The organism is Butyrivibrio sp. AE2015, assembly GCF_000420825.1.
Classification (GTDB): domain Bacteria; phylum Bacillota; class Clostridia; order Lachnospirales; family Lachnospiraceae; genus Butyrivibrio.
The window spans coordinates 42174-52271 of sequence record NZ_ATVR01000024.1 but is presented as its reverse complement, the minus strand read 5'-3'; the positions used below and the strand labels follow the sequence as shown (position 1 = coordinate 52271).

Below are 10098 nucleotides of genomic sequence, written 5' to 3'. Positions count from 1 at the left end.
TCCCTACAGGTTTTGTAGTCCCAGCAAAGTCTGCATTTATCCCACCACTGATATGGGGATTCAATACTTCTGGATCTTTTAACTTCTTTTGAAATGGTAGTAGGATCCTTGTGCAGAACCTTTGCAATGGAATAAAAAGTAGAGCCTTGGTTAAGCTCCTGTTCTATATAAATCCTATCTGACAGTAACAGATGGGAGTGGTTACCTCTTATCGATTCACTCATAAGGAACTCCTTCCTGACAGACAGATGACCTTGAGTAGGATAAGAGATAAAAATGGCATGTGCAAGACTAACTTCTACATCGCCATGTTTTTGACCTGAAATAGCTGAATTTAAAATTTCACTCTACGAGGGAAGACTTATTCTGCATCTTTACTTGGAATGAAGAGTGGAATCACCAATAGTCATATTAAACGGTGATTATTACGCCAGCATTTCTCAATTCGTTAAGCGTCTTTTCAAATATCTTTTCATTCCTAGCGGCTGTGCAATGCAGGTTAAGAGTTACTTTGTAGCCTGCATTGGCAGCATCCAGGTATGTTTTCTTTATGCAGCTGTTGCCATCCACACCTATTATCTCAAGCTCAGTAACGTTCTGAATCTGTAGCTCTTTTACAAAAGAATCATTTGTAAAGGCGCTTGGAAATTTCTTTTCATAGATATTATCTGAGACTATGAGGAGATATTTTGCAAGTGCATAGCTATCATCATCTCCATTAATACCTATGTTGCGGACGTAGAAAACTTGGGTTCCAGTTGATTTAGCCGCAGCAATCTTAGCGTTGATCCTTGGCAGCAGATCAGCGTCGTAGTAGTTTAGATATTTTTCTTGAATATCGATCACTAGTAGTATTTTCATATGATAATTATTTTGTTTTTACAGAAATAAGTCTTAGATCACTGGTCCCAAAGAACAGTGAATTTCGTATCATACCTATCCTGAAGAGGTTAAATACATAAAACATCGATTTCATGATGCTTATAAATCCAAATGTACTTACAAGTTCCTCAACAGTTGGAGGATAGCCCCATCTTCTTGAGTGATTTCCAACGTATTCTGCTATTTTTGTTTCAAGTATTCCCATTATTGTAATCCCCTTTGTGTGCTTTTATTATCGGCAGATATTACTCTGGTCGATATAAACAGCTTATCGGCTTTGTGTGTTTGAAATGTTTCTAAAATATAAAGTATCCATAAAATCACTTTTACAACATTCTCTTTAAGTCATTTCGTATGCTTGTATAGTATTAAGTGTTAATGATATCTTAAAGAAACAGGGCAGATAGTAACATCACTTATTGAGAAGGATAACGGACTTTATTCTCCTTTTTTAGCGGATTTTTCCTAAAATCGAAGAATAGGAACTTCAAATACGCTAAAAATGTGATATATTCACACAACCTTGCGGGATACAATGTGTCTATAAAGAAATCAAAAATACGGCGGTTGCGAAAGGAGGATACCCATGAGCGTATTGAAGTAATTGATGCAGATGGAAGGGAGCTTTAAGGAGGCATGTGTGATGCTTGGCTAGAAGAAATCCAAATTAAGCGTAAGTTTTTTTAACATGTAAATATATTAAGCCGCTATATTTCTTTAATTAGGAAATGTAGCGGCGTTGTTTTAGGGAGGACCCTTCGGACATTCTCCGAAGGGGTGTGTGTTATGAAAAAGTATTATTTTGTGGGGGTCAAGAAGTTGTGTTCTTCTTGATGTCTTTATACTACGATTTGAACTTTAATTGAAATTAAAAATGTTATGAAAGAAAAATAAAGCAAATACAAGTGGGATTTAATATAATGGTAGATAAGTGAGGAAAAGGCTATGGTTGGTAAATATCCAGTAATAACTTTGTGTGGTAGCACACGTTTTAAGAATGAATTTATGGAAGCGCAGAAGAGACTTACATTGGAAGGCAACATCGTTATCAATGTAGGTGGATATATCGGAGATAGTACCAGATCTGAGATAGAGTATGCTAAGAATCACGGCAAGGAAGTGAAGTATTTGGAGGAATTACTTTGATTTCAGAATAAAGGTAAGGACTTTTCGTGGGAATGGAGCCGAGAAAGTTTATGGTGACTGGAGCTCTTTTGCCACAGGAAGCGCATATGAAAAGGAAACCATCGATAAAGCTCCTTGAGGAAGAGCCGGCGGAAGGGATAAATGGAAAAAAACTGCCTATATCAAGGAATTTGTGAATAGAGCAGTTGATTTTTGGGTTGGTGCTCTGCCTATATTAAAGGGATAGGGAATAGAGGCAGTTGATTTTGCAGTAATTGTTCTGCCTATATTGTAAAAAGCGCTAGGGAGGCAGAAAAATAGGGCTAAAATTCTCTGCCTATATTTATAAAAAGTATAATAGAGGCAGAACCGGACGTCTAAAAAGCACTGCCTCTATTTAAAAAAATGCGATATAGGCAGAGCTATGCCTCTTAAACACACTGCCTATATTACAAGAATATGAATGGTAGCAGAACAAAAGCTACTAGAAAGTTCAATTGGAATATATTTCGAGATAATTGACGAGGGCAGTAGTAAAACAGAAAGATTTCTTTTAAAGAGTGGATGGAAAATGAAAGCATATTCACCTAAAGTTCAATATTACGAAACTGATAAGAAAGGCTTCTTAAATAGAATATTCGCATTGATGCTAACTCTTTGTGTAGCTGGGACTGCATTTTTGTTCTGGGGCGTTCAGACCCATGCAGAGAATGAGATTCCAGCATATAGCGGGAATGCTTCCGTAGAACTTAGCAAAAATGTGCCTGATTTCACAGCAGATGAGATCACCACAAGCTCTTTTGAAAAATATGGAGAGCTTGATGAGCTGGGGAGATGCACGGCTGCAATAGCGTGTGTCGGAAAAGATCTGATGCCTACTGAGGAGCGTCAGTCGATCGTTGATGTCAGACCTACAGGATGGAAGCAGAACAAGTATCCCGGAGTCGTGGATACAGATCCTCCGTATCTGTATAACAGGTGTCATTTGATTGGATTCCAGCTGACAGGTGAGAATGCCAATGAAAAGAATCTGATCACCGGAACACGTTATCTGAACGTGGAAGGCATGCTGCCATATGAGAATCAGGTAGCTGAGTATGTGAAGAGTACCGGAAGGCATGTAATGTACAGAGTTACGCCGGTATTTACCGGAAACAATCTTCTCTGCGATGGAGTGCAGATTGAAGCTTATTCAGCAGAGGATAAGGGCAAAGGTATTTCTTTTAACGTGTTCTGTTACAACGTTCAGCCTGGAATAGAGATAAGTTATGAGGATGGCAGTAACAAGCTTGCGTCTGACGCAGGCGTGGTGGCTGACAGGAATTCTTTTATTATAACTGGCGGAGATTCCGGGAATGGTTCAGTAAGATCTTCGGCAGGAAGTGATGTTTCTGGTATTCCGGCAGGAACAACATATGTGGTAAACAAGAATTCAGGTAAGTTCCATTATCCAAGCTGCGACAGTGTAAATGATATGAAAGAGAAAAATAAGGAATACAGCACCAAGACCAGGGATGAGCTGATAAGTGAAGGAAAGAGTCCCTGCAAGAGGTGCAATCCGTAGGGAAAGGGTGTTAAGAGGGATATTTGGTAATGGATACGATTGATATTGTTGTAAAGCGCATTACTGAAATGGAATCAATTCTGGAAGAGGCATTGAGAAGAATGGATATGGCTGAGGAGGTACCAAAAGCTCTTTTGGCCTATCAGTCAGAGATAAAGAAGCTTGATGAGTATTACTCCAGCAAGGATTGGAAAGATGATCTTGCCTTGGATGAAGATGGGCGTTTACCAAAAGATTTGAAGCGTGGAGTTCTTTCTGAAGATGGAATCTATGATGCGCTTGAGCGGAATAAGGAATTAATGGAAAGGATAAAGGGAACGAGAATGGTTAAGCATGTGATTTTATGGACACTAAAAGACGAGCTTTCTGCAGAGGAGAAGGTGACTATCAAGCAGGGAATCAAAGAAGGGCTTGAGGGGTTAAAGGGCAAGGTCCCCGGGATCGTTGATATCAAGGTTAACATAAATGGCCTTGAGTCCTCTAACGCAGACCTGATGCTGGATTCTACTTTTGAAAGTGCTGAGGCACTTAAGGGATATTCTGTACATCCTGAGCATGTAGCAGTGGCTGATTCCAAGGTAAGACCTTATACCAAGATCAGAAGTTGTCTGGATTATGAGGTTTAAGGCATGGTTAAGCAGATAGTCAGAGATCAGTTCTTTTTACAGCAAAACTCTGAGCTTGCAAAATATATAAAACAGGGGTGAAGAGATAAATGTTTTTTATCATGGGAATCACAGATGGCAGGAAAGATTTTAACTTTAATCAGCTGATCACCTGTTCCATCTGCGGAAAATATGGACGTTTCAACGTGTTTATGACATATACAGTACTGTCTCTTTTCTTTATACCGACTTTCAAGTGGAACAGACATTACTATGTGCAGACTAGCTGCTGCGGAACTGTTTATGAGCTTGATCCGGAGATTGGTAAGATGATTGCCAGGGGCGAGGAAGTAGAAATCCTGCCAAGCCATCTGACTCAGGTAAGCAGTGGAAGAGGATTTACTACTGGCTATAAGAGATGCAGGCAGTGCGGATATGAGACAACTGAGGATTTTGATTTTTGTCCGAAATGTGGAACGAGGTTTTGATAGAATGACAGAGATAAGCAGGCTGAAAAGTATAGTAGAGACGCTTCGAAGTGAAAACGGCTGTTCCTGGGATAAGGTGCAGACACATTCCAGCTTGAAAGCTGCGTGCATAGAGGAAGCAGCGGAAGTTGTTGGAGGAATCAATATTCTCGAAAAGACTGGGGATGCGGCAAACCTAAGGGAAGAGCTTGGGGATCTGCTGTTGCAGGTAATGTTTCACTCTGTAATCGCAGAGGAAGAGGGGCTATTTACTTTTGAAGATGTTGCAAAGACCATTTCAGATAAGATGGTCAGGAGACATCCCAATGTTTTTGAGGGCGTGAAATATGCTTCAGAAGAAGAACTTCACGAAGCCTGGGCTGCGATAAAGAAGGAAGAGAAGAAAGGCAGAGAGTGGGAAGCAGATTACCTTGAAGAGGCTTTCAATGAGGCATCTGAGCTCATTGAAAAAGCTAAGGAGCGTAAAGGAGTTAATAGCAAATGAAGGATGGAAAACTGTAATGGTCATAGCTGTTAGCGCATGTCTTTTAGGTGAAAACTGCAAATACAATGGTGGGAATAACTACAGCGAGAAGGTCAGGGCTTTCTGTGAAGGGCACGAGGTGATTCCTATATGTCCTGAAGTGATGGGAGGCCTTCCTACACCAAGGGTTCCTGCTGAGATAGTGAACGGAGTTGTCACCAATAAAGAAGGCAAGATTGTTGATAAAGAGTTCAGATCCGGAGCAGAGGCAGCCTTTAAGAAGATTATGGATTCTGGTGCTGAAGTTTGTATTCTTCAGTCAAGAAGCCCAAGCTGCGGAGTAAAAGAGGTTTACGATGGCTCTTTTACCGGAAAGAAAATCCCCGGAATGGGAGTGTTTGCTCAGATGGTTAGTGAAACATCGATTAAGCTAATTGATGTGGAGGATTTGGACTGATTAAGATAATGCTAAAGGCACCTTGTCCGTAAACCAAGAATCAAAATCACCAAAAACCTAAAGAGAACAAGGGCATTACTGCATATTAAATGAAATCCTAGAATGTGCAGTAGTGCTTTCTTTTGAATACTGTATCATTTAAAAGAACTGTATTCATACAGTAACGTGATTACTGTAATTATCTTGGTTTTCAAAATTCTACAGTAAATGTAAAAAATAATTACTGTAGATCTCTAAATTATCTTATTCCTGCAGTAGTAAATCTGGCAGGACTAATCAATAAAAGAAAAATAATACTGTATCAATAATATTTTTTGCGTTGGTGCAGTAGTGGGAATAAATAATTACTGTACCAGCAGTTAAAATCTCTTTTGTACAGTATAAATAGCAAAAACCTAGAAAAAGTACGGATAAATCGGTTCATAAAAGCCAATCTTATCCGTACGATCTGTAATCCAAGAAATTCTGATATAACCCCAAACTATCACCGGCTATAGGAAAATACATACGCAGAATAAGCGCTATTGTGCCTATAATGGTAACATAAAATGATTGTTTCCGTGGAGGGCAAAAATGGTCAATGAAAAGGTAAAAGAGTTTCTTATATCCAATAACCTTGGTGACAGGCTTACAGAGCATACAGAAACGATTGATACAGTTGAGCATGCTGCACAGCAGATAGGCTGTACCGAATCGGAGATTGCAAAAACATTGTCTTTTGTAGTAGATGAAAAGCCTGTAATTGTGGTAATGGCAGGCGATGGTAAGGTTAACAGTTCTAAGTTCAAATCGCTATTTCACACTAAGCCACACATGATTCCCAGAGATCAGGTGGAGAGCATCACGGGATTCCAGCCAGGTGGAGTCTGTCCTTTTGCTGTGGCTAATAACATCCCTATCTGGCTTGATGTATCCATGAGGAGATTTGAATATGTCCACCCTGCAGGAGGTAATGAGTTCACTTCAGTCAAAGTGACACCTTCAGAACTTGAAGCTGTTACCGGAGCCGAGGGCTGGTGCGATGTATGTAAAGGATGGGAAGAAGACGAGTAAAGAAAGGGGTTTTACCATGGAATTTAAAGAAGTAGTAAAGAGCCGTTATTCATGTAAGAAATACAGCGAAAGAAAAGTAGACAGGGCAAGACTTAATGACATCCTTGAAGCCGGAAGGCTTGCACCTACGGCAAAGAATCTTCAGGAACAGCATATATATGTTGTTGAGACTGATGAGAACCTGGCTAAAATCGACAAGGCAACACCTTGCCGTTATGGAGCACCGACTGTTCTTGTTGTAACATTCGATAAAAACAATGTATTTACATATCCGGGTGGCAAGAGAGATTCCGGAGTGGAGGATGCTTCAATAGTGGCAACGCATCTAATGCTGGCTGCCGCTGATGCTGGGGTAGATAGCTGTTGGCTAAATTTCTTTGACCCTGATAAACTCGCTGAGGACCTTGGCTTACCTGAGAATGAAGAGATTTTGATGCTTCTTGACCTTGGATATGCGGCAGATGGCGCAGGACCTCTTAATAATCATAATAGTAGGAAAGATCTTACAGAAACAGTAAGTTATATTTGAGAAAAGTAGAGAATCAGCAATGAATTCAGAGATGGACTTTCTGGATTATCAGGATTTCTTAGATTACGGATAAGATTGGCTTTAATGAGCTGACTTATCCGTACTTTTTTATTTTTTTGACCAAGAAAATAAAGCGAATGTAATAAAAATTATTTATAATGATTAAAATGGTTTTTTTAAGGAGGAATTATGAGGTTTATAGGAAATGTCATCTGGATATTATGCGGAGGGCTTCTTAGTGCCCTAGGATGGTGGCTTGTAGGACTGCTCTGGTGTTGCACAGTTGTTGGGATCCCTGTGGGACTTCAGTGCTTTAAGTTGTCCTCAATATCACTGAATCCTTTCGGAAAAGAAGTTGTGGATGAAGGCGGAGCGGTATCTCTGCTTCTTAACATTCTTTGGCTCTGCCTCTCCGGATTTGAACTTGCAATTGGAAACGCAATTATTGGATGTTTGTTATGTGTTACCATCATCGGAATCCCTTTTGGTAAGCAGTTCTTTAAGATTGCGAGAGTAGCTCTTTTCCCATTTGGGGCAAAGGTTGTTAGGGTTCATTATTAATGGTCAAATATTACAATAGAGCATAGCTGTATTGTAATTATGATATGTGAGCCTCATCAGACAGTCGTTTGATGGGGCTTTTTTTAGCAGAGGCACATATAGAAAGAAGAGGTGGAAAATGGTTTTTGAAGAAAAAAAGTATATGCTCGGGGAAAAGAAAATATTGCTTCGAAGCGCTAAGCCGGAGGAAGCGCAGCTTTTGGTTGATTATCTGAAAACTGTTTGCGGAGAAACAAGGTTTCTTCTCTGCGACCCTGATGAAGTAAAGTACACGGCAGAGTCTGAGGTAGAGTTTATCAATGCCAAGAATTCATCTGAGGATTCCATGCTGATGCTTGCTTTTGTTGATGGAGAATATGCGGGCAACTGTTCATTTCAGCCTATAGGAAGCAGACGCAGGGCCAGACATCGTGTAGATATCGGAATTGCTCTTTATCAGAAGTACACTGGATTTGGACTGGGACGTCTCATGCTGGAGCAGCTTCTTTTTACAATAAAAGAGCTGGGATATGAGCAGGCAGAACTTACGGTAGTTGGTGGTAATGACAGGGCATATCACCTCTATGAGAGCCTTGGCTTTAAGGAGTGCGGAAGGATACCGAAGGCAAACAAGTATCAGGACGGTACTTATGCAGATGATATTCATATGGTTAAGGAACTGTAATAATTCAGGATAAGCAGTTATCCGGGAAAGTGAGGAGCAGTAATGGAACTTCGAAGAATAAACGTTGACGATGCCAGATCACAATGGGAATACACAACAGAGCTACCTACCGATGAGAACGGGTTAACTAATCCATATCACGGCGTTTCATATGATGAATATATAGCAAATGTACTTCCGACTCTCATATCTTATGAGCATCCTGTAAATATGCCAGACTGGTTTGTACCTGAAACTTATTACTACTTATGGAACGAAGGAAAGCTGGTTGGAGAGTTTCGTATCAGACATCATCTTACAGATACTCTTAGGAACGGCGCGGGACATATTGGTTACAGCATCAAGAGGGATGAAAGAGGAAAAGGGTATGGTACAGCCGGCTTAAAGCTTACTCTTTCCGAGGCCAATAAGATTATCCCCGAGGATGAGATTTTCCTTCGTGTCAATAAAGACAACATCGCATCTCAAAAGGTAATGCTGAATAATGGGGCATACAGAGCAGGTGAAGACGAGGATCATTACTTTATGAGGATAAAAAAGTACTAATTTAAAGAGATAGCTGGTGTAAAACTGCCACTATCCAGTATGTTTCAAATAGTGGCAGTTCAAATTGCGGTCGTAGTTCTGCCTATATCACGAGTAATGTAGATGTGGGCAGTTGATTATTCGGGATGATTTCTGCCTATATTTTGAGTGCTATTGATATAGGCAGTTGAAATTTGAATTGAAATTCTGCCTCTTTTGAGATATATGTGATATAGGCAGAATATCTAAGGCCAAAAGAACTGCCTATATATGTGAATAGTACGATAGAGGCAGAAAGACAGGCTTGATCTGACACCCGAATGGTAGATAGAATAATTTTGGGGATAATCGTTTATAAAAAGTTTTCAGATGCTTTAACACAAGGAGTTATGAAAAGAGATGAATATACAGATCTGGGGCACCAAAAAGTGCAATGATACAAAGAAAGCGGAGCGCTTCTTCAAAGAGCGCAATATAAAGTTTCAGTTCATAGACCTGAAGGAAAAAGAAATGAGCAAGGGTGAACTGAACTCTGTTGTCAGCGCTGTTGGAAGTGTAATGGACATGGTCAACACCGATGCCAAGGATAAAGACACTGTAGCTCTGATCCAGTATATTGCTGATGAGGACAAGTTCGACAAGCTTCTGGAAAATCAGCAGATCATCAAGACACCTGTGGTCAGAAACGGCAAGCAGGCAACTCTTGGCTACCAGCCGGATGTTTGGAAGAAGTGGCAATAATAGACGGGCGTCACAGAAACTTAGTTTTGCAAATATAAGATAGGAGGCATAAATCATGGTAAAAGTTTATTGTTATTCTAAATGCACTACTTGCAAGAAGGCGCTGAAATGGCTTGATGACAATAGCATTAAATACGAGAGCCTTGATATAAAGGGGCAACATCCTGACCGTGATACGATAAAGAAACTCAATGCTAAAAGTGGACTTCCTTTGAAAAAGTTTTTTAACACCAGCGGACAGCTGTATAGAGAAATGGAACTGTCAAAAAAACTTCCTAATATGAGTGATGACGAGATGCTGGATCTGCTGGCGTCAGATGGAATGCTTGTAAAAAGACCATTGCTGGTCACAGATAAGAGAGTGCTTGCTGGATTTAAAGAGGCTGATTGGGAAGAGGCTTGCTTATGACCATGCAATGAAAGAACACATGATAGGACAGT

16 protein-coding genes and 1 pseudogene are annotated in these 10098 nt (G+C 40.2%); 14 read left to right on the top strand and 3 right to left on the bottom strand.

The window, feature by feature from the left end:
* The 3 genes from G585_RS19395 to G585_RS0111735 all read right to left on the bottom strand — a co-directional run.
* A partial coding sequence (locus G585_RS19395; protein ID WP_022775214.1) for a helix-turn-helix domain-containing protein occupies window positions 1–224 on the bottom strand: 224 nt, incomplete at its 3' end.
* A 187-nt stretch (window positions 225–411) separates the two neighbouring features.
* Window positions 412–861: a cysteine hydrolase family protein gene (locus G585_RS19030; protein WP_081644828.1), complete on the bottom strand. Its 450-nt coding sequence runs from the start codon at window positions 859–861 to the stop codon at window positions 412–414.
* Between the two features lie 7 nt (window positions 862–868).
* Complete coding sequence (locus tag G585_RS0111735; protein ID WP_022775212.1) at window positions 869–1087, bottom strand: hypothetical protein; 219 nt, start codon at window positions 1085–1087, stop codon at window positions 869–871.
* Between the two features lie 740 nt (window positions 1088–1827).
* Between G585_RS0111735 and G585_RS0111730 the strand changes: the two genes are divergently transcribed.
* The 14 genes and pseudogenes from G585_RS0111730 to G585_RS0111665 all read left to right on the top strand — a co-directional run bounded on the left by G585_RS0111730 (window position 1828) and on the right by G585_RS0111665 (window position 10066).
* Window positions 1828–2028 carry a hypothetical protein gene (locus G585_RS0111730; protein ID WP_022775210.1) on the top strand — a complete coding sequence of 67 codons (201 nt, stop codon included), beginning with the start codon at window positions 1828–1830 and terminating at the stop codon, window positions 2026–2028.
* Between the two features lie 442 nt (window positions 2029–2470).
* Window positions 2471–3571 (top strand): DNA/RNA non-specific endonuclease, encoded by a 1101-nt coding sequence (locus G585_RS0111720; RefSeq protein ID WP_022775208.1) that lies wholly within the window; start codon window positions 2471–2473, stop codon window positions 3569–3571.
* Window positions 3572–3600: 29 nt separating this feature from the next.
* A pseudogene (locus G585_RS20125) lies at window positions 3601–3867 on the top strand (DUF4298 domain-containing protein); the annotation flags it as partial.
* Window positions 3868–3894: 27 nt separating this feature from the next.
* Complete coding sequence (locus G585_RS20120; protein ID WP_026663959.1) at window positions 3895–4197, top strand: Dabb family protein; 303 nt, start codon at window positions 3895–3897, stop codon at window positions 4195–4197.
* 89 nt (window positions 4198–4286) lie between these two features.
* Window positions 4287–4664 (top strand): zinc ribbon domain-containing protein, encoded by a 378-nt coding sequence (locus tag G585_RS0111710; protein ID WP_022775205.1) that lies wholly within the window; start codon window positions 4287–4289, stop codon window positions 4662–4664.
* 4 nt (window positions 4665–4668) lie between these two features.
* Window positions 4669–5148, top strand: a complete 480-nt coding sequence (locus G585_RS0111705; RefSeq protein ID WP_022775204.1) for a MazG nucleotide pyrophosphohydrolase domain-containing protein — start codon at window positions 4669–4671, stop codon at window positions 5146–5148.
* Window positions 5149–5164: 16 nt separating this feature from the next.
* On the top strand, window positions 5165–5584 hold the full coding sequence (locus G585_RS0111700) for a DUF523 domain-containing protein (protein WP_022775202.1): 420 nt from the start codon (window positions 5165–5167) through the stop codon (window positions 5582–5584).
* A 573-nt stretch (window positions 5585–6157) separates the two neighbouring features.
* Complete coding sequence (locus G585_RS0111695) at window positions 6158–6637, top strand: YbaK/EbsC family protein (protein ID WP_022775201.1); 480 nt, start codon at window positions 6158–6160, stop codon at window positions 6635–6637.
* A 16-nt stretch (window positions 6638–6653) separates the two neighbouring features.
* Window positions 6654–7166: a nitroreductase family protein gene (locus G585_RS0111690; RefSeq protein WP_022775200.1), complete on the top strand. Its 513-nt coding sequence runs from the start codon at window positions 6654–6656 to the stop codon at window positions 7164–7166.
* A 189-nt stretch (window positions 7167–7355) separates the two neighbouring features.
* Window positions 7356–7727: a YccF domain-containing protein gene (locus G585_RS0111685; RefSeq protein ID WP_022775198.1), complete on the top strand. Its 372-nt coding sequence runs from the start codon at window positions 7356–7358 to the stop codon at window positions 7725–7727.
* A 118-nt stretch (window positions 7728–7845) separates the two neighbouring features.
* Window positions 7846–8391 carry a GNAT family N-acetyltransferase gene (locus G585_RS0111680; RefSeq protein WP_022775197.1) on the top strand — a complete coding sequence of 182 codons (546 nt, stop codon included), beginning with the start codon at window positions 7846–7848 and terminating at the stop codon, window positions 8389–8391.
* Window positions 8392–8433: 42 nt separating this feature from the next.
* Entirely contained in the window at window positions 8434–8937 is a 504-nt protein-coding gene (locus tag G585_RS0111675; RefSeq protein WP_022775196.1) for a GNAT family N-acetyltransferase, read from the top strand.
* A gap of 378 nt (window positions 8938–9315) precedes the next feature.
* A complete protein-coding gene (locus G585_RS0111670) occupies window positions 9316–9657 on the top strand; it encodes an arsenate reductase family protein (RefSeq protein ID WP_022775194.1) in 342 nt (113 codons plus the stop codon).
* Window positions 9658–9712: 55 nt separating this feature from the next.
* Window positions 9713–10066, top strand: coding sequence for an arsenate reductase family protein (locus G585_RS0111665; protein WP_022775193.1), 354 nt, complete (start codon window positions 9713–9715; stop codon window positions 10064–10066).
* Window positions 10067–10098 lie beyond the last annotated feature (32 nt).